General features: G+C 46.3%; 18 protein-coding genes. 9 read left to right on the forward strand and 9 right to left on the reverse strand.

What is annotated here, in order from left to right:
* Positions 1-28: 28 nt before the first annotated feature.
* Positions 29-1,306: a DUF805 domain-containing protein gene (locus MZO40_RS10300; protein WP_105960785.1), complete on the reverse strand. Its 1,278-nt coding sequence runs from the start codon at positions 1,304-1,306 to the stop codon at positions 29-31.
* A gap of 479 nt (positions 1,307-1,785) precedes the next feature.
* Between MZO40_RS10300 and MZO40_RS10305 the strand changes: the two genes are divergently transcribed.
* The gene (locus tag MZO40_RS10305) at positions 1,786-2,007 is read left to right on the forward strand and encodes a hypothetical protein (protein ID WP_225083036.1); all 222 of its coding nucleotides are present in this window, start codon (positions 1,786-1,788) and stop codon (positions 2,005-2,007) included.
* Positions 2,008-2,188: 181 nt separating this feature from the next.
* Here MZO40_RS10305 and MZO40_RS10310 read toward each other — a convergent pair whose 3' ends face one another.
* The 5 genes from MZO40_RS10310 to MZO40_RS10330 all read right to left on the reverse strand — a co-directional run bounded on the left by MZO40_RS10310 (position 2,189) and on the right by MZO40_RS10330 (position 9,372).
* A complete protein-coding gene (locus MZO40_RS10310) occupies positions 2,189-2,545 on the reverse strand; it encodes a hypothetical protein (protein WP_105960786.1) in 357 nt (118 codons plus the stop codon).
* Complete coding sequence (locus MZO40_RS10315) at positions 2,520-2,657, reverse strand: hypothetical protein (protein ID WP_165860590.1); 138 nt, start codon at positions 2,655-2,657, stop codon at positions 2,520-2,522. The genes MZO40_RS10310 and MZO40_RS10315 overlap by 26 nt, the downstream gene beginning before the upstream one ends.
* A gap of 172 nt (positions 2,658-2,829) precedes the next feature.
* Positions 2,830-3,297 (reverse strand): DNA starvation/stationary phase protection protein, encoded by a 468-nt coding sequence (locus MZO40_RS10320; RefSeq protein WP_050339800.1) that lies wholly within the window; start codon positions 3,295-3,297, stop codon positions 2,830-2,832.
* 287 nt (positions 3,298-3,584) lie between these two features.
* Complete coding sequence (locus MZO40_RS10325; protein WP_165861013.1) at positions 3,585-7,496, reverse strand: MucBP domain-containing protein; 3,912 nt, start codon at positions 7,494-7,496, stop codon at positions 3,585-3,587.
* A 394-nt stretch (positions 7,497-7,890) separates the two neighbouring features.
* Positions 7,891-9,372 carry an FAD-dependent oxidoreductase gene (locus MZO40_RS10330; RefSeq protein WP_105960787.1) on the reverse strand — a complete coding sequence of 494 codons (1,482 nt, stop codon included), beginning with the start codon at positions 9,370-9,372 and terminating at the stop codon, positions 7,891-7,893.
* A 170-nt stretch (positions 9,373-9,542) separates the two neighbouring features.
* On the opposite strand from MZO40_RS10330, the gene MZO40_RS10335 reads away from it, so the two are divergent.
* From MZO40_RS10335 to MZO40_RS10360, 6 genes are all read left to right on the forward strand, one after another.
* Entirely contained in the window at positions 9,543-10,442 is a 900-nt protein-coding gene (locus MZO40_RS10335) for a LysR family transcriptional regulator (protein ID WP_105960788.1), read from the forward strand.
* Between the two features lie 101 nt (positions 10,443-10,543).
* Positions 10,544-11,368: an NAD(+) diphosphatase gene (nudC, locus tag MZO40_RS10340; protein WP_105960789.1), complete on the forward strand. Its 825-nt coding sequence runs from the start codon at positions 10,544-10,546 to the stop codon at positions 11,366-11,368.
* 249 nt (positions 11,369-11,617) lie between these two features.
* Positions 11,618-13,216: a sodium:proton antiporter gene (locus tag MZO40_RS10345; RefSeq protein WP_105960790.1), complete on the forward strand. Its 1,599-nt coding sequence runs from the start codon at positions 11,618-11,620 to the stop codon at positions 13,214-13,216.
* 459 nt (positions 13,217-13,675) lie between these two features.
* On the forward strand, positions 13,676-14,071 hold the full coding sequence (locus tag MZO40_RS10350) for a DNA-directed RNA polymerase subunit beta (protein WP_122217774.1): 396 nt from the start codon (positions 13,676-13,678) through the stop codon (positions 14,069-14,071).
* The gene (locus MZO40_RS10355; RefSeq protein ID WP_105960792.1) at positions 14,052-15,344 is read left to right on the forward strand and encodes a Y-family DNA polymerase; all 1,293 of its coding nucleotides are present in this window, start codon (positions 14,052-14,054) and stop codon (positions 15,342-15,344) included. Before MZO40_RS10350 ends, MZO40_RS10355 begins: the two co-directional genes overlap by 20 nt.
* Before the next feature lie 17 nt (positions 15,345-15,361).
* On the forward strand, positions 15,362-15,676 hold the full coding sequence (locus MZO40_RS10360) for a hypothetical protein (protein ID WP_003639762.1): 315 nt from the start codon (positions 15,362-15,364) through the stop codon (positions 15,674-15,676).
* A 137-nt stretch (positions 15,677-15,813) separates the two neighbouring features.
* Here MZO40_RS10360 and MZO40_RS10365 read toward each other — a convergent pair whose 3' ends face one another.
* The 3 genes from MZO40_RS10365 to MZO40_RS10375 form a co-directional block, all read right to left on the reverse strand.
* Complete coding sequence (locus MZO40_RS10365) at positions 15,814-17,283, reverse strand: FAD-dependent oxidoreductase (RefSeq protein ID WP_105960793.1); 1,470 nt, start codon at positions 17,281-17,283, stop codon at positions 15,814-15,816.
* Between the two features lie 15 nt (positions 17,284-17,298).
* Complete coding sequence (locus MZO40_RS10370; protein ID WP_105960794.1) at positions 17,299-18,234, reverse strand: NAD(P)H-binding protein; 936 nt, start codon at positions 18,232-18,234, stop codon at positions 17,299-17,301.
* A 95-nt stretch (positions 18,235-18,329) separates the two neighbouring features.
* Positions 18,330-19,205, reverse strand: coding sequence for a LysR family transcriptional regulator (locus tag MZO40_RS10375; protein ID WP_101872828.1), 876 nt, complete (start codon positions 19,203-19,205; stop codon positions 18,330-18,332).
* Between the two features lie 522 nt (positions 19,206-19,727).
* Between MZO40_RS10375 and MZO40_RS10380 the strand changes: the two genes are divergently transcribed.
* Complete coding sequence (locus MZO40_RS10380) at positions 19,728-20,159, forward strand: hypothetical protein (protein ID WP_191987430.1); 432 nt, start codon at positions 19,728-19,730, stop codon at positions 20,157-20,159.
* 40 nt (positions 20,160-20,199) lie between these two features.
* Positions 20,200-22,749 (forward strand): BspA family leucine-rich repeat surface protein, encoded by a 2,550-nt coding sequence (locus MZO40_RS10385; RefSeq protein ID WP_105961359.1) that lies wholly within the window; start codon positions 20,200-20,202, stop codon positions 22,747-22,749.
* The last annotated feature ends 163 nt before the right edge of the window (positions 22,750-22,912 follow it).

Raw genomic sequence — 22,912 nt, forward strand, 5'->3', positions numbered from 1 at the left:
AATCCGCAACGCATCTAGGTACTAAAAATTAATTCAAATTAAGTGTCGCATCGTAGGTCTTAAAGTCGTTGTCATCATCGTAATCATCCGTATCGTAGCTGGCGTCCCATTTGAGGCGGATGCTGGTAATGTCTTTGACACTGGATAATTTTGATAATTCAAAGTATAAATTACCGTCAGTATCCGTACCGCTGTTTAAGTCGCCATCGAAGTCGTCACTATCCATGTCAGCGTCGACCTGTTGGCCATCGTTGGTGCTGAGCTTGGCCTGGGTGGGGTAGGCTGAAATGTCGCGACCAGCGTGGATACTCATGTGAACTTTCACAACACCGTTAAAGTCACGTTTGTCGCTGCCGCTACCGATAGTGTAAGCCCCGTCAGTTTTGTAAACCGTGACTTTATCGATTTTGAAGGTAGACCCCGTCCAACTACTATCGCTGTATGAAGTGTTATAAGTTTTTTGATCAGAAATATCAATGTCGTCATCGCCAACGGTAATACTGTCAGTGTCAGAACTTGAGTCTGATTCCGAATCAGTGTCTGAATCGGTGTCTGTACTATCACTATCGTCGTAACTGTCACTATCCGCATAGCTGTCGTCAGAATCACTCGTCGAATCAGAGTTGGACGTCGTTGTCAGCGCAGAATCCATGGCATTGTCACGTGCGACCATATTTACTGAACCGGCGTACAGGAGTGTGAATAAGACGAGCAGACACCAAGTCCACCATTTGTGCGTCCATGGCTTGGGCTGACTAGCAATATGATCGAAGCGTTCGCCAGCTGGTTTTGACCGTTGGCACATGAAAACGATGATCAAGATTGGTCCGACGATTGGAATCAGTGAGAACCATAAGTAATGTGCTGAGCGATTGGAGTCGTGCAGCCGCCGAGCACCTGCAGTGAACTGCATCACTGAAATCCAGGACATGAGCGCTGAATAGATGAGTAGCAGCACCGCTTGAAGCACATTCACGTGCGCCGCAAATGCCGGAAAACTATAGACTTTGAGGCCAAGCGCGAACGTCAAAATCAAGGCGATGAGCATTAAATCCAAGTAGAGCCACCAATATTGTGGCCGGGTGATGCGCTGCGACCAGGTAAAGGTTTGCTTCATTCCCAGCTTGAGTGCTGTCCACATGTTGGTGTGTTCCGGTGGGGTTGGCTGTTTGCCGGTTGTCGTGTTCCCATCAGTTTGCGTTTCAGCGGTTGCGGCCGTTTTTTGATCCGCACCACAGAATGAGCAGAACGTTGCGTTTGCGGGAATTTCCTTCCCACAATTAATACAGAACTTTGTTTCGTTCATCGGTGTTCCTCCTAGAATTGACACATCGGGCGAAATAATATGAATAAAATTGATACTCGAAAATTATTAAAATTATGAAAGATTTACCGAGCAAAACCAATCATAGCATAACTGACTATAATTTTTAACAAAAAATTCATATTTTCTTCTTATTTTTGTCAAACAGTCATATACGAAACGATGACTGGGTTAAAACAATGTAGTGAAGCTGCGGATTTAGTGGCAAGCAAGCCCCAATTGCCGTCATTACAACTTGATTTAAATAAACTTGCGAGTTGACCTCGCGTTAGTTAGGCATCATAAGAAAGACACTAGGTGCTGATGGCAGCGAATTATTATCGTCAAAAGTGAAGTTAAGGCCCTAGTTGTCGGCGCTGATGGTATAATTGAAGTAACAAATAAAAGTTGACACTCAAGTCATACGATAAATTAAAATAATTATGAAAATGATGCGGACTGTCGACGAGGGGGAAACCATAATGAAGACCAGTATGCTGTTACAACTGCTGTTCAGTTTGCTTTTCATTGGTTTGGGCTGTTATCAATTAATTGCGTCTCGGCGCTATTTTCGGCAGGTGAAGTTACATGGTAATGCCGAAACATCACCGTTCGCAGCGATGGGCGTTTGGACAAGTTTCGTGATGGGAATTATTTTTATTATCGTGGGGATCGTGGCTGGCTTTGGACTAGCCATTAATTGAATTTAATATTAAGTACGACAAAAAAGGATCGGTAATTTGCAAATTATCGATCCTTTTTAAATTGTGGTGTCGTGCGACTGATCTGACAGACCGCGAGTCTGAATACACTTGAGCGCCGTTTTCAGATGAAAAGCGGAACAATCAAGCGAGTCGATACTGGAGAGCTACTGGCAATGACGGATTACCAGCCACCATTTTGGGGTTGCAGGTCATCCGTGAGCAGGCTGGAAAGCCTTAGCAGACTGGCATCATCAGGCTTTGTTTTCTTAGCATTCAACTCGTGGTCACGAATGGTCTTGCTTAGAATTTTGGCAACGTTGCGATTCATGTTTTGGATGACGACAAACGGCTTAGCTTTTGCCCGATACTGATCGAAGAGCTGCTTATCCAGAGACCGTTTAAGCCATAACTGTTCCAACATCGCCCAAAAATCGGCTTCTACTTGCGCCTGATCAGTGGAACTTTTGATGACGATGCGTAACGAACAGCCATCATTAGCAAAGACAGTAAATTTATTTTTTTTGAATCGTTGATACATGCCACGAAAATAGGGGATTAACGACCGCGGTCTGGGCCGCCGTTTCGGGATCGGATACTTTTGGGAAATTTTTAAATAGTGATTTGGCTTTGGTTGCGATATCTAAATACAATTCGAATTCCTCCTGATAGATGGAATGTTTAGTACCATCACAGCATTTTAAGGACGCTGTTAGGAAAATTAGCTGAATCAACAATTAAGTCCGGGCTAAATAAACAACGTGCACCGCGAATCATATCGCAGTGCACGTTGTCAGTCTTAGCTAAAATTTTGAACGAGTAGGTCTATTCGTCGATTTTTGGTGCTGACCCAAGCTCAGCCTGAATCATCCAAATCTTCTTTTCAATCGCGGTTTTGAGACCAATGAAAATATCTTGGGTACTGAAGTCCTTTTCAACGTCCGACACTTCAATGCCGTGCTGGTAAAGGTCTTCCAAGTAACGATAGCCATCAACTAAGTGTGCCAGCCGTTCTGGCGTCGTCTTATCCCAAGTGCCAGGCCAATCTTTGATCTTAGTGTTATCGGCCATTTCTTTAAGGGTGGAGTAAGGATTGCCGTCCAATGCAATCAGACGTTCAGAAATGACATCGAGCTGACTGTCGATTTCTTCCATAAATTCATCCATCAGTGGGTGCAACTTCAAAAAGTTAGGCCCGCGCATGTACCAGTGCGTTTGGTGAATAATCATCGACATCTGACTTAAATCGGCGACAAGTTGATTCAATACTTCTTTGGTTTTCGCATATTTCATTATTTTGATCTCCTTTCGTATAGGTTTATTATAGCTGAACTAATTGTTAATCGAAAACATTATACACTGGCAAAATGGTTTATTTGTGGTTTAGATCAGCGTGTGATTGAAGGGGGAAAATGAGTTTGAATCAGTAATCTCGGACCCATCGCACAACGGGGGTAACCGAATGAGTGTTGGCGCGATGTCACCCTAGCAAACCTGATTGGATGAGTCCGATATTCCAATTGCAACTAAAAACGGCCACTACATTAAGTGGTCGTTTTGATTTCTAATCAGTAATAAACTTATTCCCGCTTCTTGAACTTAGCAGCGAGTCCTAACCAACCTAAACCGGTGAACAACGCGGCCAGTAAGCCAGCAAGCGTTGCGGTGTGTTCGGTCTGCTCACTAGTTTGTGGCAACTGGCCAGCTTTCTGAGCAGCAGCTGTCACAGGGGATTCGGCTGCTCCTGGCTGCGCGAGTGCGTTGGCTGGTACGATTGGCGCTGACGCTGAGTGGGTCGTGGTTGCTGATTGCGGCGCGCTAGTCCCTTGTGCAACAGGGGCGCTTGACGACGAACTGCCTGGCTGTGGTGTCAAATTAGGAAGTGGCATCGGTACTGGTAATGGCGCTGGCCCTGGTTGCGGTGTCGGTCCTGGTTGTGGCACCGGTCCTGGCAGCGGGGCCGGACTCGGTTGAGGTGCTGGCTCTGGCTGTGGCGTTGGATTTGGCTGCGGTTCCGGTTCTGGTTGCGGCGTCGGTTCCGGCTGTGGCCCTGGTTCTGGACTTGGCGCGGGTGTTTCTGGGACACTTGGCTCCGGCGTGTAAACGTAGATCACGTGCTGGGCGGTCGTTCCAAAGGTACCAGTCGTGGAACCCATAACTTTGCTGAAGATGTAACCCGGAATCGTTAGTTGTTCCGTTTGATAGTTTTGACCGAATAATCCAGACAAAACGACATCGGCGTGGAGCGACTTGCCATCAGCGTCTCGATAGCTAACCGTGACAGGATGAACGGCCAATTCCTTGTAAACGTAAACGACAGTCTGTGGTTCCTTAGTGAAGACGCCGGATGCATTATGGGGAGCCTTGACGAGTTCATACCCTGGAATCTCAAGCACTTCAGTCTGATAAGCCGCACCAATTTCACCAGTATGGGTGACGTCCGGTTTCAGCGCCTTGCCATTTTCATCCTGGTAACTAGCGGTGACCGGCTGTGGAATCTGCTTGGTATAAACGTAAACAACAGTCTGCGGTTCCTTAGTGAAGACGCCGGAAGCATTGCCGTTAGTTTTGACCAGCTCATAGCCCGGAATCTCGAGTGCTTCGATCTGATAAGCCGCGCCAATTTCGCCAGTATGGGTGACGTCCGGTTTCAACGTCTGCCCATTTTCATCTTGGTAACTAGCAGTAACTGGTTGCGGAATCTGCTTGGCATAAACGTAAACGACGGTCTGCGGTTCCTTAGTGAAGACACCAGACGCATTGCCGTTAGTCTTAACTAAGTCATAGCCCGGAATCTCGAGTGCTTCGGTCTGATAAGCCGCGCCAATTTCGCCAGTATGGGTGACGTCCGGTTTCAACGTCTGCCCATTTTCATCCTGGTAACTAGCGGTGACTGGCTGTGGAATCTGCTTAGTATAAATGTAAACGACGGTCTGCGGTTCCTTAGTGAAGACACCAGACGCATTGCCGGTAGTTTTAACTAAGTCATACCCCGGAATCTCGAGTGCTTCGGTCTGATAAGCCGCACCAATTTCGCCAGTATGGGTGACGTCGGGTTTCAGCGTCTGCCCATTTTCATCTTGATAACTAGCAGTAACGGGTTGTGGAATCTGCTTGGTATAAACGTAGACCACGTGTTGCGGTTCGCTGCTAAAGGTCCCGGTCGCATTGGTCGGCGTTTTGGTGAGGTCGTAGCCAGCAATTTCTAGTGGCTGCGTCGCGTATGGATCGCCCGCAAAGCCGTTACAAGTTGTATCGGGCTTCAACGTTTGGCCTTGTTCGTCTTGGTAACTGACGGTGACCGGGGCACCAGCCGTCTTTTCATAGACATAAGTGACTGCTTGTGGTTCAGCGCTGAATGTCCCTTGAGGTGCGCCCTGGGTATCCACGTGCGTGTAGTTGGTGATTTCAGCTGGCGTACTTTGATAATCTTCGCCGACCAGGCCCGTCAATTGCTCTGCGTCTCGTAAGCTGGCACCGCTACGATCCACATGCTGGATGGTGACGGGTGCTGCTTTGGCTGCGAGAACGTACGGTTGAAAGACGTGGAACACAGGCGTGCTGCCCTCCATCCCTTGCGCGACGAGGTAGAAATTTTTCTCATTTGGGACCACGTTGAGCGTGACGCCATTTGTCGCGAATTGGCCGTTGGCGTCGCCGGTAAAACCAGGAATCTGTGGGACCAGCTGATTAAACGTCAGGCCACCTTGTTCAGCGGGCACCACGTTGCTGAGATCACCACTGACGGCCTTATCCGCACCGTTGAAGTAAAAGCGGTAATAGAAGCCGCCATCATTCGGCGCAAACCGTACGGGACTCAGAATTGCCGCTTGTGATTTCAGTGCCGCCTGTTGCCCATTCGGCAAGTAAAAATGGTTTTGCAAGGTTGCGCTGGCAGTGTTTTGGTCGACGTAGCGTAGTGGTTCCAAAATCGTTTGGCCGCCATAGGTCGTTCGCGTTAGATTTGGAAGATCCTTGAAAACGGACAGATCCGCAATGTTGTTATAGGCAACTTCCAATTCCTTAAGGTTAGTCAGATGAGCAATCGGCGATAAGTCGCTGACGCGGTTATGTTGAATGTTCAGCGATGTTAATTTGGTCAACCCGCTCAACGGCGAAAGGTCGGTGACGTCGCCGTTATAGTAACCACCAGGTGCATTAAGGCCACTGTTTAGCCAAATTGACGTCAAATTGGTAGCGTACTGCAAGCCTTCCAACGAGTAGGCCGTGTGCCCATCAATATACGTATCTTTGCCATGAAACGTGGTTAATAATTGCATATCAGCCTGAGTAATATCATTAACGGAATTAAACTGATGGTCGGGGAGCTTGAGTGCTTGTAATTCACTTAAAACGGCTAATTGAAGGCGTTTGTTAGGCATCCATGTGTCGATACTTTCAGTTGGTGCGGCCGTAGAAGTCGGGTTCGTGCTGGCGGCACTGGTTGCGGCAGTTTCGGAGCTGGCCGCCGCTGAAGCAGCTTCAGCAATCGCTTCCGACGCATCTTCAGAATAGGTACTAGCCGCGATACTGTTAACGGCACTAGTGATTTGAAATGCGCTGGTCACTGCCGGCGCTGCCGATGATCCGGGAACGCTAGTTGAGCCAGTCGCACTAGTCGCGCCCGTTGAACTAGGTGTGCTAGTTGAGTCGGCTCCTCCGGTCGAACCAGCAGCGCTAGTCGTTCCAGTTGAACCAGTAACAGCCGAACCGGCAGCTGAGCTAGGTGCACCAGCACTTTCGGCACTTGCTGCACTAGCTACTTCGGAAACGGCGCTAGTGATTAAGTTAGGCGCAGCGGTACTACCGGTACTTGGTGTTGCAGCCGCGGATAGCGCAAGGGCTGAGCTAGCGGCGTTACTTTCAGCGGCAGACGTACCATTACTTTTGAGTGTTATACTTGTGCTGCTTGCCGGACTACTGGTCGTACTAAGTGGTGCCAGGCTAGTTGGTGCTTCAGCGCTCGTGCCGGTCTTATCACTGGTTCCAGAACTGGTGGCAGCGGATGCAATCGAGCCAGCTGGTACACCGCTACTAGTCGGCGTGCCGACATTGTTAGACGTCGGCGCTGTGGAATTAGTCGCCATCGAAGTGACCGGACTTGCGGCTGACTGAGGTGTTTCCGTGCTATTTGCCGCGCCGGAAGAAGCACTTGTCGGCGTTTTTGAACTAGCATTTAGCTGGCTTGTACTTGTTGCAAGACTGGTAGGCACAACTGATACCGGTAATGCCGGTGATACCGTTGGCTGCGTTTCGGTCGTTGCTTTTGTGCCACTAGTTGCCGGGTTAGTCGGCGTCAGAACGGCTTGCCTATCCGCTAGTGGACTAGCACTACCGACTTGCTGGGTTGCCGGGGCCGTCGATGCTGGGGCGTCAGTGGCAGCGAATGCTTGTTGGTTCGTTAAAATAAGGCTTGCCAGTAGCGTGGCGGCAATGCCCGTGACGAGATGCCATTTTGGCGGGTTCGCCATAATAATCTTTTGCTTATTCAAAATAATGACACTCCTTTTTGATGATAAGAATTCAATTCGGCTAAATTGTAGCACCGCTCAGAACAATGGTCTATCTGTTGATAAACATGAGAAAACTAGGCTTAAGCTTAAGTGGTCATGCAAAATTGACGGGCAATATATGGATAAAACAAGGATTTTGTAGGCGGTTTCATCAGTTGGCACATTACGTTAGTTGTCATGCACCTTAAGAAGTGTTAGTCAGTGCGATGAAAGTAATTGGTTTTTAAAGGTCATAATGATTGTAATGACTTGGTTTGTAAACCTGACTAAGTGGAAAATAAATGCGGTTAGCACCAGTCTTCCAGTTACATGAGAAGACAAATAAAGACGTGCTTTTGAATAGCACGTCTTGTGATGGCACGGTTTAAATTTATTAGTCAGTTACAGCCACATCGTTGTTCAGATAAGTGACGGCATTACGACCCGAGTTTCGACCGGAGTAAAAGGCATAGCCGACACAGGTTCCTGGCATGTTCGGGCCATAAGTATCACCCGTGAGACCCGCAGCATCGTTTCCGGCGGCGTATAGCCCTGGAATCGGCGTTCCTTCAGTGTCGAGCACTTCGTTGGCCGTTGTTACTTTTAGGCCACCCATCGTGCAAAGTGCACCGACGTTCAATTCGAAACCGTAAAACGGCCCTTGGTCGACCTTGACTAGGTAAGCGGGATCCTTCCCAAATTCGTCGTCTTGGCCGTTATCGCAATATTGATTGTAAGTTTGAATGGATCGAGTGACTTGGTCAACCGGTAAGTGCATTTTGGCAGCTAATTCTTCGATGGTCTTCGCTTTGAAAATGAAGGGCTTATTTGCCGCAACGGCAGCATCGATTTCAGCTTGTAACTTGGTCATCTTTTCGCCCCGACGAACGTAGACGCCCAGCCCCATGAAGTTCCCATCGCGGGCCATCCGGTCAATAACACCTTGGTCAAGAATGCTAAAGACCTGGTTTTGTGTATACAGGGCATTCCCAGCGTATGAAAAATTATAAACGACGGCTTCATCGACGAAGCGTTCACCATGTTCGTTTAGCCATAGTAGGGGCTGTTGACCAGCGGCAGTTTCCATTTGCGAAGCCATGTACTTAAATGAAGGTTCGCTCGGGTCTTTTAAATAGCCGCCGAATAACATGGCCATGCCGGTACCGTATTGTTGTGCACCAGCCTGCCAAGCAAGTCGTAAGCCATCACCAGTCCCTTTGCCAGAACTAACTGGAATTAAGCGACTCGTGTCATAGTGAGTTAAGTTTTGCATCATTTCGGGGTTGTTCAAATAACCACCGGTCGCCAGAATGACGGCATGTGTATCCACAAGTTGAGTTTCATTGGTGGCCGCGTTTTGAATCGTGACACCGGTGATCGTCCCGTTATCAGCTTGGTGCAAGTCGATGGCGGTGGTTGAGGTCAATAATTCGACACCTAGTGCCAAGGCTTTGGGTTGCAGGGCGTCATGTAAAACAGCCTGGCCCATCCCTTTATAGATATGCCAAGTTGCTTCACCAGCGCCCATCGCTTGAACGCCTTCGTATTCGACACCTTGGTCCTTCAGCCATTGCACCGTATCAGCACTATCGTCTAGATATTGGCGCCAAATGCGTGAATCAGCGCGATATTTGGAATAGTCGACTTCTTCCTTCAAGACCTCGGTGGCTGAAACGTGAATGTGTTGCGCTTGCTGTAAATATGAGTCAACCGCAAATAATCCCTCAGTGTAGTTACTACTACCGCCAGTATGCCGACCTTTTTCAAGTAGTAGGACGGTCGCGCCATGTTGTGCCGCTTCCAGAGCAGCAGCGGTTCCGGCAGCACCAGTACCCACAACGACAATGTCATATGAAGTCCGTTTTGTTAACGTCATATCAATTCCTCCAGACAGATTTTATATTGATTAGCCATTTGACGGTCGAATTCACCATTACTATAATGAAGTAACCGCTAACACACCCTCATCATAACGGGTGCTTAGCTGTAAACAAACGGACAATTTAGTTCGTCAGGCGAACAAAGTGTTCGGATGGAGTTGACAATATGGATTTTGACCGCTTACAGACTTTTTTACGCGTCGTACAATATGGTAGCTTTCAGCAAGTCGCCGCCCGTGAATATCGGTCTCAACGTGCGGTGTCTAAGCAGATGACGCAACTTGAACATGAATTACAGGTCACCTTATTTCAAAGAGGTCATAATCGCATTAGCTTGACCCCTCAAGGGCGGTTGTTTTGGGCTTCAGCACAGGATATTGTGAATAACTATACGGCGGCGTTGACGGAGCTACGCGAGTTTGATGCGCCTACCAAACGACTCCTGCGAGTTGGCTACTTTTCAGCTTTTGAACAACCACTGTTACTGCGGGCGTTATACGCACTAAAAAAGCGGTGGTCCGACAGCCAATTTGTTGTGCGACAGGGGAGTAATGAACACCTAACGCAGCAAGTATTGGATGGCTCGCTCGATTTGACGTTGTCGATTAGCTATGGTCGACCAGCTGTCGCAGCGGCAACCAAACTACAGGCCACATCGATATATCATAATCAAATGGTGATGGGCGTCAGCCGCTTGAATCCCTTAAGCAAGTTGGCACAGATCCCGCAACAGGCATTAACGACGCTGCCCATTTTGTATTACAGTCCAGAAAGTTCGACGTTTTTGTTAGAAAGCTTCTTGGCCAGCGCACCTTTTATCCAAGATTACGAGCAAATTCGCCGGGTCACGAGCGCTGAACAAATGCATCTGTTGGTGTCGCTCAATCAGGCGGTGGCATTTTATCCCGCGGGACTCATCTCGGCTAAACATGATGAACAAGTCGCCTATCTGCCGATTGAAGGGGACAACCTGCAGGATTACGATATTGTTGCCTTGACTCAACCGGGACAGCAGCCACCACTGCTGAAGGCATTGATGCAGCAGTTCTCTCAGACGAAGCTTTAAGAACGTTTACAAGGACGAATTCCTGTAAAACCCCACCGATTTCGTTATAATAAAACCATTGTTTTAAAATTAATGATTTTATATAGGAAAGTGGGCCCAACATGTTTCAAGATATTCAACCGCACGTTTTAAAAAATCAAAATGAGCAGCAACGTTCGCCGCGTCCTGGCGATTACATCTTAATTGGCCGCCAGCAGCAAGTCTTACTACAAGATGGCACGCTACCTAAGTATGAAGCAGTAGCGCAGGATTGGCAGTTTGATGCGGACCAGTATCAGTACTTGCTGGCAGTCGACGAAGCCGCTTTTTTCTGGGTGGATGTGACCGCAACGGCAACCGATCAGTATACCGTGGGTTCGACGAAACAGTTCCGCGATTTAAAACCAGCTTGGTTGGCATTTAGTAGTGCGACTGCCGCTCACTTGGCTTGGTGGTATGATACGAATCGGTTTTGCGGGCACTGTGGGCAACCGCTGCATCCTGGGAGCGCGGAACGGTCACTAGTTTGCGCTGCGTGTGGTCAGACGATCTATCCCACGATTATGCCAGCGATTATCGTCGGTGTCACGAACGGGGACAAAATACTGATGACGAAGTTCCTGTCCGGCTACAATCATTACTCGTTGATTTCTGGCTATAACGAGATTGGTGAGACTTTTGAAGACACGGTTCGGCGTGAAGTCTTTGAGGAAGTCGGGTTGGAAGTTCACAACTTGCGTTACTTTGGGAGTCAACCGTGGGCGCCATCGCATTCCTTATTAGCGGGGTACTTTGCGGACTTGAACGAAAACGTGGCGATTGACTTGGAAACTGACGAATTGGCTAAGGCCCAGTGGTTCCAACGGGATCAGATTCCGCACAACGACCAAAATACGAGTTTGACGTGGACGATGATTGAGGCGTTCCGGCATCATCAGGAAAAGTAAGCCTGTGATTGGATAAAAGCATAACATAATTAGAAATTTGATATTAGCGCGTTAAGTCATGGGCGGCTTGACGCGCTAATTTTTTGGATTTAGTTTGGCGGGTATTTGTTCCAACAATAATAATCGGCTGGTGGCTGTCGAATTAATGTAAGCCGTGTGAGTTGTAGGGGTTGCTTTTACTTTACATGCCAAATTAAAGCGGCAATAATCAATGTTAGTTATTTTAATAAAAAAGGGGTGAGGACAAAAATGACGCTACTTATTTCAACTAGCATATTGGTGGTTGCGGCGATGGTCAGTATTGTGATCAACCGTCGCTGGTTACCACGACTTTCGGTGAATTATGTCAGTATGCTGGTTGGTGCCGTGATTGCCGTGATTCCGCTATTAAACGGTCTGGTAGAACGGTTCAATTCGGAGATTTTTATTGGATTGATCGTCGCGCCACTACTGTATTTTGAAGGTCAAAATACGCGGCTCAACTTAGTGGGACGGCATGCTCGGGAAATTCTAAGTTTGACCGTCGGAATGGTTGTGCTCTGTGCAGTTGTGGCCGGAATTGGGACTCAACTTTTCGCTGGCGTCGGATTGCCATTAGCTTTTATTCTGGCTGCAATCAGTACACCAACCGATGCAACGGCGACCGAATCGGTAACGATGGGCCGAGAATTGCCGCGTCCACAACAGACGAGCCTAAAGTTGGAATCATTATTCAACGATGCGTCAGGCATTATTTTGCTTAACATGGCAACGTTGTGGTATATCAATGGTTATATTAATTATTATCAGACGTTATGGGATTTTATTTATTCTGCGGGAGGCGGGTTGCTTTTCGGCGGAATAGTTAGCAGTTTGATTGTCTATATTCGGCAGTCAATGCTACGTTCCAAGTTGAACTTTATTAATAATACGTATAATAACGGAACGCCGCTTAAAATCATCTTTTTAATGACACCGTTTGTTTTATATTTTGGGGCGGAGGCTTTGGGCGTTTCTGGCATTATCGCGGTTGTGTCCGCCGGGCTGGTTCACAATGCTGAGGGCGAGCGAAGTTCACTGGCTAATCCGCAGCTTGCTAGTGATCTGCACCAATTGATTGGATTATTAAACGATATTTTAAATAGCGTTGTCTTTATTGTGCTGGGAATTATGTTGCTCAGAACGTTGTTAGACCGCTCAGTTACTTATAATGGTTCACTGATTTGGGTAGGCATTGGGGTTGCCTTATACGTCGCCAATTTATTGGCCCGCTACGCTTATGTTCGATTGGTTCAACGGGTTGGTAATCGTGAAGCTTGGATATTTGCGCTAGGTGGTATTCACGGTGCGGTGACGTTTGCATTAGCCTTTACTGTTGCCGAAACTCAGGTCAGGACGGCTGACTTTAATTTGGTATTAATGTCTGAAAGCTTATTGATCATTCTTAGTTTAATCGTTCCGACGATCATCTTTCGCTGGTTGTTGCCTAAAGTACGGATTGATATGGATGATGCGGCTCGAATGGCGGTAATTCGAGAACAAATGATTGAGGCAGGTATTCATGAATTATGGCAAATGCCAATTTCGAAAGAATTCAAAGAGGCCATCACATTTGATTTACGTTCGCAAAACGGTCATACGACGCTCCGACAGTTTCTTTCAGAATGGCGGCGGATGGTTCAGCATCCTGATTATACAGCTGATCAGATGCGTGAACTAATGGCTATTTATCGCCATGTCTTTCAGGCGGAACGGAATTATGTGGAACAACAATATAACGCGACAGCCGGGCTCAGTGAGGATTCATTCAACCAACTGTACCGTGAAATCACGATGGCCGAGATGGTTGTCTTAGAATACGGGGCATAGGCAACCTGGTTTATGATAAATTTTGTGCAAGAAGCTCAAGTCATTCATGGGACGCACTGGATAATAAGATAAGACGTTAAAAATTATCCGCTATTTCAAAAGTGCGTTCGAACCTATCAACCGGAAATTATTGCAGCGTGGGGTAAGAATGACCCTAGCTTTGTTTATCAGGGTGCGCAGGCTTTTGCGAAGGATGATCCGAATACCGACGTTCATTTGTTAGATGGTGGCCATTTTGTCTTAGAAACCCACTGGCAAACGATTGGCCAACTGATTCTCGACAAGTGGGCCAAGTAATGCCTTGAAGAATGCTAAAAAATAAATTAGTGGTCGCTATCCATTGTGATGGCGGCCTTTTTTAGGGGTTGCGTGTCAAAAATCGAGGATGAAGCCTGAAATAAAGCTTGCCAAAAAGAACATACGTTCGTATAATGATTCATAAAAGGACTGGTGATAGTTATGGAACGAGTCGTCCCCCGAGAAAAGTGGCTCTATGATGACCGTGGCATGATGAAGTGGATGGGCTGGATCTTAGCCGGCCACAGCGCGTATCTGGAAAATGAACAGCAGCAACAACGCCCGACGCCGGCCCGGCCAGAAATGGCGTTGTCTCAAATTGATTCTATTCTACAGACTAGTTGGCAAGCAGGCGCGGCCGTGACGTTACAGTTGAACGTACTTGAGGATAATCGGCACGTCGCAGAATTTAGTGGCCAGGTGATTGGGTTTAATGCGGACCAAGTCTATGTCCAGCTCAACACGCAGCATTTGAAGACGGTGTACCTCGAAGACATTCGATGGGCGGCGTTGGCCACGAGCGAAAAGTGGTGGGACCATGACGACACCCTTAGATGATCCGAGCCGGTTACCCGTGCGCGATATCATGTGTATTGATTGTAAGAGCTTTTTCGCGAGTACCGAAGCAATTCGGCGTGGTGAGTATCCATTGGCGGCCAAGATTGCCGTATTGTCGCGTGAAGAATCGCAGGGTGGCCTGGTGTTAGCAGCGTCGCCGGATACCAAACGCGATTATGGTGTAAAGCTCGGCACGCGTAAGTATGATTTAAAACCGCAGATGGATATTGAACTGGCCGCACCGCACATGGCAGACTATGTGCGGTTGAATTATCGCATCAGTCAGATTATTCAGCAGTTCACTGATGAGCAGCATACGTTTATTTATAGTATCGATGAGTTGTTTGCGGACGTGACCCATAGTCACAAGTTGTTTGGGACGAATCGTGAAATCGCCCGTCAGATTCAGGCAAAAATCTTTCAGGAGACTGGGATCGTTACAACGGTTGGGATGGGGCCAAATCCGTTAATGGCAAAGCTAGCTCTGGATAATGCGGCTAAGCAGGAAGCGCCGTGGTTTGCTTACTGGGGTTATGCGGATGTCCCGAATACGGTGTGGCAGATTCCTAAGTTGACGGACTTTTGGTCGATTGGACATAAGACGGCGGCCAAGTTAGAACGACTGGGTATTTATTCCGTGGCTGATTTAGCCCACGCAGACCGGCAACAACTCAAACGTAAATTTGGCGTGCTGGGCGATGCACTGTATTTTCACAGTTGGGGCATCGACTATTCCGACCTAACGAAGCGGTACGTGCCGCGTTCCGATAACCGAGGGTATGGGAATAGTCAGGTGCTGATGCGCGATTATACGACACGGGAGGATATCGAAACGGTCTTGTTCGAAATTGCCGACCAAGTGGCCACTAGGTTGCGCAAACACGATGTTTTAGGCGAAGTTATTGGTATCTCGGTTGGCTTTGCGACGCCTGATGAACACAATCGGCATGGCTGGAGTGCCCAGACTAAGGTCGACCCAACCAATGCGACCAATGATTTGATTCGTGCAGTCCAGTATTTGTTTGAGTCGCGGTGGCAAGGCAACGCCCTGCGTAATTTAGGGGTACGGGTCAATCGCATCAGCAAGCCAAGCACGTTTCAATTGTCGTTGTTTGAGGATAACGACCGGCATACAGCTAACCTGCGTTTGGAACATGCCATCGACCAGATTCGGGCCCGGTACGGTTACTGCGCAATCATTCGGGGGTATAGCAAGAAGTCGGCCGGAACGGCCGTTGAGCGCTCAGGTTTATTGGGCGGGCACCAAGCTTGATTGGAAGGTGAACCACGATGTTAGCAGAATCTAAACAATTGATTGCGAATTTTGATCGTTATTTTTTGCGACGCTATCAGTGGCGTTACCACCTGTTGATTGTCGATAATCACCTGTTTGACTGTTACACGTTTTTCTTGCAGGCACAGCGGGCCCGGGAACGGCTGATCCATAGCTATGATCTACTCGAGATTCCACACCGACCGTCGTTATATCAACAAGTCCTAGCAGATTTAAAGCAGCATACTGAGCTGCGAATCGAGTATCGTGACACCCACCATTTAGTCCACCCGGGGACGGATATTGTGCATGATTTGGAGCATGGGCATTAGTGGACGTGAATTTGGGATATTTGAACATCATGGAGAGTAAGTTATTTGTGTGATTAGTTCTGGATATGACTAGTGGCAAATACCGTTTTTCTAAGTAAAATAAAAAAGTCGAAATTAACTTTCGACTTTTAACAAAGTTACAATGATTTCGCAGCGTCTTCACCGGCAATTCGACCTGAATTCCAAGCGAAAGCACAGCTTATCCCTTCCAAGGTAGGATAAGAAGTATCATACATACCACTAGCGTTATTGCCTGTAGCGTAAAGATTTGGAATAATTTGTCCATTCTTATCGAGAACATGTAGTGCCTCGTCAACGGCGATACCACCAATTGTTCCCAGTGTTGTTGACTGGGCTTGCACTGCATAGAATGGCCCTTGAGAGACTGGAAACTGTAAAAATTCTTCGGATTTGTTGAAATCAGAATCAAATCCAGAATTGATGATTTGATTATATTCGAGCACTGTTTGTTGTATCGTATTGTAATCAAAGTTTAACGTGTTGGCGATTTGTGCCAGTGTTTGTTCTTTGACGGCGGCACCTTCATTAATTGCATCTTGAAGGTCTTTTTCAATAGTGGGGAAAGGACCTACTGTGTGTGTCATGTCTTGGTGCGACAATGTTTTGAAAGTGCGCTCAAAAGAATCAGTCCAATCTAACCGATGCGTCTTTAGGTAGTCAATAGTCGGCTGATCGAGAATGAAATAGTAATAGCCGCCATTAGTGTAGGTGATGTTTCCCCAGAGTGCAAAATCATATACGATATCTTCATTAACAAACCTTTGACCACGACGATTAAGCCAGAGAAACGGAAGATTGGTTAGGGTGAAAATCGTGTCATTGTGCCATTTTGGATCCGTCTTAGAGACAACAGATGCAGCATGGTTTTCAAAAACGCCCAATCCACTGGTATCCGCATTTAACTGTGCCAGAATTTGGATTCCATCTCCGGTTGCTTTTCTTTCTCCCATACTATAGAGATAATCGCGGTCTATAGTTAGATACGAATCGACCATTTTATGATTGCCGACAAATCCGCCATCAGCGAAAATAACTTTAGAACAATCAATTTGTTGTTTAGCATCATTATGGGTGATTGTGACGTGCATGATATTCCCATCGACATAGTCAATAGAATTAATCGAAGCGTCGGTTAGTAATTGTCCACCTAAGCTAGCAAAATGATTCATCAGGCGCTGAAAGCCATTGAATTTGTCAATATATTGATGATAGACGCGTGGATGGTTTTGATGTACTTCTTGCGTATTGTTGACTAATTCTGTTTGTAGACCGTTTTTAGCTAGCCAATCAATGGTATCTGCAGATTTGTCAATAATGGCCTTTGTGAGGCGTGTGTTAGAACGATAATGCGTATAATTGACCATTTCGACATATGCGTCTTTAGGTGAATAGTTGATATGACTTGCTTTTTGCAATCGACTACCAGCGGCGAACAATCCTTGCGCGCCGAACATTCCAGCCCCACCAAATTTATTACCTTTTTCCAATAAAATAACACGAGCATTGTTTTCGGCAGCGCTCAATGCCGCACCGATTCCAGATGCACCGGCACCAACAACGACAATATCAGTTTTTAACTGTTTCATAGTTTGTACCTCGCTTTATGCATCGACAGAATGACGGGCACCAATTTGATATTTTGCTGAATCTTCAAACATGGTTCTGACGGTACGTGCTTTTTGACCAGTTAGTTTGTAGTAATCATCAGAAAATGTTTCCATTTTACCTTCACGAATAGCTTTCCCAAAAGTTACCATGCCGTCTGATGAGAATGGTGCGGAACTGTCTTTTTTGAAGTCTCCATCGGTAGTACGAGGAACTCCCATTTTGTCAAAAATAGCGTAGTCTTGCTCATCACTGACTACTTGGTACTTAACATCGTGACCGGAGACTTCATTGCCGATTTGTACAAAATCACTAATAGTCAGTAATTCGGGACCGTTAATATTCAAAATCGAGTGTTTTAACTTTGAAGCCATTGCATAGGCGGCAGCAATAGCACAGTCCTGGCGAGAAATGTAGGCCATCTTACCGTCCGCTTGATTATTGGCAAGAATACCATTTTCAACCATTGCGAAATAGTTGGAGATCATCGCTTCAGCGTACTGAGAATTACGCAGAAAAATATAATCGAGATCGGTGTTTTCAATGTACGATTCGGTCCAAGCATGGTCTAATTTTTCGATACTTGGATTAGTAGGGTCAGATGCATTAACTAGAGATGTATAAACAATTTGTTCTACTCCGCTAGCTAAGCAAGCATCAATGACATTCTTATGAGCCTGACGACGCTTTTCTCCGACGAATGGCATTGAAATTAATAAGACTTTTTTAGCGCCGCTGAAGGCTTTAACTAAGCTATCTGGATTGTTAAAGTCAGTCACTTTAGTTGTGATTCCTTGTTGTTGATACTCAACCAGACCCTTCTCAGTTGGGGCAGTAAAAACCAATTGTGCTTTATCGAGCAATTGAAGTGCGGTTTCAGCTGATTTACGTCCGAAGTTGCCATCTACACCAGTGAATACATATTTTTCCATAAAACAAAGCCACCTTTTTATTTGATAGTTCCATTTTATGTGAATGTATTAACAAAATCCAACATTGAAATACAGTATGCTATAAGCAAATGCTTCTATCTTTGAAATGCTTGAATAACACTTTTTAATTTCAGATTTGAATCGTTTTTGCGCCAGGCCAAGCAGATTTTATATTGATGTTGGCTATTGAGAATCTTAACGCGATGTAAGGTATGAAAGTCGCTATTTATTTTTTTGTAGTCTGGAATGAATGTGATCCCTTTATTGAGTTGGACTAGCAGTAGTGCTGTATCAATATCCGAGACTGTGGCAGTTATTTTTAATGGGACATGATCTGCTTTAGAGTGGTCTTTCATTTTTAGATAAGAATTTGTGTTTGGCCGACTTGCAACATAAATAATTGATTGATTCAGTAGCTGCTGGGGATTGATTGATCTTAGCTGATACCAAGGGTGGTCGGGACCCACAACGACTTCATAATTACCTTGAGCTAGTGTTAGTGTGCTTAATTGCTCGTTGGCCGTAATCTCTGAATCAAAACAAACCGCCATATCAACCGTTTTATTGAGTAATTTTTCTTGAATATCGTTTAAATCACTCTTTACTAGAAATAATTCTAAATCGTCCATCGTTTTGATTGTAGGTAAAACTAGTTTCTCGACAGATTCAGTAGCGCCATTAGGATAAGCAATCGTTAATAAGTTGGATGTTTGACGCAGCTGAGCAATTTCTCCCTTGAGAATATGATATTGTTCGAGCATGATTGATGCGCGCTTGTAAACAGCTTTACCAATGCGTGTCAGCTCGATTGGAAGCTTTGTCCGGTCAATTAAAGTCGCATCCAATTCTCTTTCTAATTTTGCGACTTGCTGACTGATAGCAGTTTGAGAAATGAAATTTTGTTCTGCGGCTTGCGAGAAACTATGTAGCTTTGCAACATCACAGAAGTATTGAAGCCTTGTGAAATTCATATTTATCCTCCTTGTGTTTGAAATTCATTACAACCATAAAGTAAGAAATGGCAACATCATCGGCCATTCAGGCTCATATTAATGTTATCAGGGATAATTAATTTTTGAATTAATATTTGATTTAGCAACATATCGTTAATTGTATTATTTTCAAGCGTTGGCATATCGGATTTCAACGCATACTAAGTTTATAGCATATATGAATAGGATTGGTAACTATCAGGTTTTGATAGGTGGCATGATTCGCTTGATTACAGCGATAAGAATTGCACTTAGGAAGGCAGCTAAGTGAATTCAGAATTTATAATTGCGTAGACAAATATTTTTATAAAATAGGACGAAAAATGTAACCGTTGCAAAATAATAATGTTATAATTACATCGTGAATGGGGGAAACGATAACACGTGTTACCTATCTCTCAATAACGGACACTGAAGCCCAGATTTAGCTCGAATTGTTTTTGTTAAACTGCGAACAAAAGGTTAATTGTTTGGCGGCTCAACCTTGAGGGGGCGATGAAGATGGCACGACGGCTGGGATTACTGCTGGGCGTTGCGCTTACCGCAATTTTTATTAGTCTACCGATCATGGTCGTTCGTGCTGAAGATACGAGTACGGCCGAGGTGACGTTTCGACAAGCGTCATCCGTGTCTAAGCCGGCAAAGGGTTCATCAAGTACAACGATTGGAAGCGACCAGGTTAAGGCCGGTCAGTCTCACAGTCGTCAGGCAGTACAACGCGCTTCAACCAGTAGTGGCCGGTATTATAGTGAACCGGCGACGGCACAAGCTGTCAATCAGCCGTGGTGGGGGCGTTTACCACAGACCGATGAGCAGACGTGCCAGTGGTTACTCACGATTATGGGCGGCTGGCTATTAATTTTAGTCGTGATAGCGGGTTACTATCATGTGAAATATAAGCGCTACCAACAGCGAAGCATGCATCAGAATTAAGGAAAGTTAATGTGCGTCAGGTATTTAAGGGGGTGGTTGTATGCAGCACCGCATCATGCAGTTACTAACATTAGTTGTCGTTGCAATTTTGGCATTAGTACCACTAAATAGCGGCGCCATGCTGGGGCAAGCTGCAACGACCCAAACGAGTACGGCAACAAGTAGCAGTAGTGCCGATATTAGTCAGGTCACGAATACCAATTTGATGGCAGTTAGTGCGGATGTCTCAAGCAGTTCCTCGGATAGTAGTTCTTCCAGCTCATCGTCGACGACTAGCTCGAGTGCCACAACTAGTTCAAGTACGACTTCGACGGCTAGCTCAAGTACCGCTTCGTCCGGTACGGATTCATCAACGACCGATACTTCCAGTAGTGATGGGACGATTCCCGCTTCTGGAACGATTGGTACGGTCAAATGGACCATTGACAGTGATGGTGTGTTAACGCTGAGTGGCGGGACTTTCGATTATTTGAAGACGAACGAATCACCATGGGCAGCGTATAGTACATCGATTACCAGCATCAAAATCACGAATACGATTACGGTAACGACTGCACCGAATTATGCTTATTTGTTTGCTAATCTTACCAACTTAACGTCGATTACAGGCTTAAGCAATCTATCAATGAGCGATGTAACGAGTATGCGTCGGATGTTTTACAATGATACCAGCCTAACCAGCGTTGACTTTGGTCAAACGGATTTTTCAAAGGTCACGAGTACTGAGCAGATGTTCAACAATGATGCTAGTCTAACTAGTGTTAGCTTCGGACAAGCGAATCTTTCAAAGGTCACGACCATGGCTGGCATGTTTGACGGCTGTACTGTGCTGACTTCGATCGGTGATTCTGACAGTTGGCAAGTTGGCAGTGTGACTGATATGTCAAGAATGTTTGCGGAATGTACTGCCCTCACCACAGTTGGAACGAAAAATTGGGATGTCAGTGCAGTAACAACGATGGATCAGATGTTTATAAACTGTTCGAATTTGACTACTGTGGCAGTTGGCGCTTGGAAAACGACTGCGTTAACGAACTCCAGGTATCAATTTAGTGGTTGTAAAGCGCTGACGACGCTGGATGTTTCTGGCTGGGATATGTCAAAGGTGACGAATTTATCCAACATGTTTGCGCAATGTGCCAAGTTAGCAACGATTGATGTCAGTTCATGGGACACGAGTAATGTAACCAATATGCAGTATTTATTTGCTGGTTGTACGGCAGTAACTGCACTTGATGTGAGCGGCTGGAAGACTGGGAACGTGACGAGCATGGTTAGCCTGTTCCAGAATTGTACAAAGGTCACGACCTTAGCCGTCGACGGCTGGAATACCACCAAAGTCACGAGTTTAGCGAATACGTTCCAAGGCTGTAGCAGTCTCACCAAGCTACCGGTATCCAGTTGGGATATTAGTAACGTCACTAGCTTGGCTTATACATTTTCGGGATGTTCTAAAGCGGTGACGATTGCTGTTGACAGCTGGGATACCAGTAACGTTACGACGTTGGACCACACCTTTTTCAACTGTGTGGCGTTGACAGCGGTTCCCGTCACGGATTGGAATACTGGGAACGTGGCGAGCTTGGCTTATGCTTTTTCGGGATGCACTAAGGCAACGACGCTGGACCTATCGAATTGGGATACCAGCAAGGTGAAAACGATGAGCAATGTATTCTATAACATGAGCGCGTTGACCACCTTGAATCTATCCAGTTGGAATACTGCAGCGGCGACAAGTTATGCGGACGTCTTTAAGGGTGATTCCAAGTTGCAACATCTGACCTTGGGAACTGATTTTACCTTCCATGATAGTACGTCCATGAACCTGAACACGCCTAGTACCACGGCACCGTATAACGGCACGTGGCAAAAAGGCAGCAGTGGTGATACTTACTCTGCGGCGACGCTGATGACGACCTATGACGGCAGTACCATGGCTGGCACTTATAACTGGGCTAAAAGGATTTACACCGTGACCGTTGACTATGTCAATGGTGACGGCGAAACAATTGCACCGTCAGAGACAATTAGTGGTACGGCCGATGAGACTTACGAAACAACCGCTAAATCAATTGATGGCTATACGCTTAGCTCAACACCGGACAACGCGACTGGAACGTACACTGAAGATGCAATTACGGTCACTTATGTTTATTCGGGTAACTTGTTCTTCAACTCAACGCCGGCAACGTTGGACTTCGGTAGCCATCCACTATCGGCGACAACTGAGATATACAGTGCAGCAGTTCCTAGCGACGAGCCGCTACAAGTCCAGAACAATGGTAACTTGAACTCCACATGGACCTTGACCGCAGAGCTGGGTACGGTTGGTTTTGTCGGTGAGAATACTGGCAAAAAGCTGAACGCAACGCTGTACTATCAAAATGGATCGACGCAAACGACACTCGCACCGGGTGTCGCGGCCACGGTTCATTCGCAAACGACGACTAGTCATGCGGGAGTCAATATTTCAGGAACCTGGTCGAGCGATTCCGGCTTGTTGTTAAAGGTTCCAAGTGGTGCGGCAGAATTAGATACGTACAAGGGGACCATCTCCTGGCAACTAAATAATACGGTCGCCAATAATTAACTAAGGGATTTACAATTTTAAAAACTAGCTTACTTGAAAGGAAGCGGATTGTAATGAAAAAAATGGTTTTGGGATTAATGGTTGTTGCTGGACTTTTAGGGACAAGTACGGTGGTTGCAAACGCCGCGGATACGGATTCGACAGGTGATGTGGCCTTCTCAAG

It is taken from the genome of Lactiplantibacillus sp. B652, from assembly GCF_023806745.1.
Lineage (GTDB): Bacteria > Bacillota > Bacilli > Lactobacillales > Lactobacillaceae > Lactiplantibacillus > Lactiplantibacillus pentosus.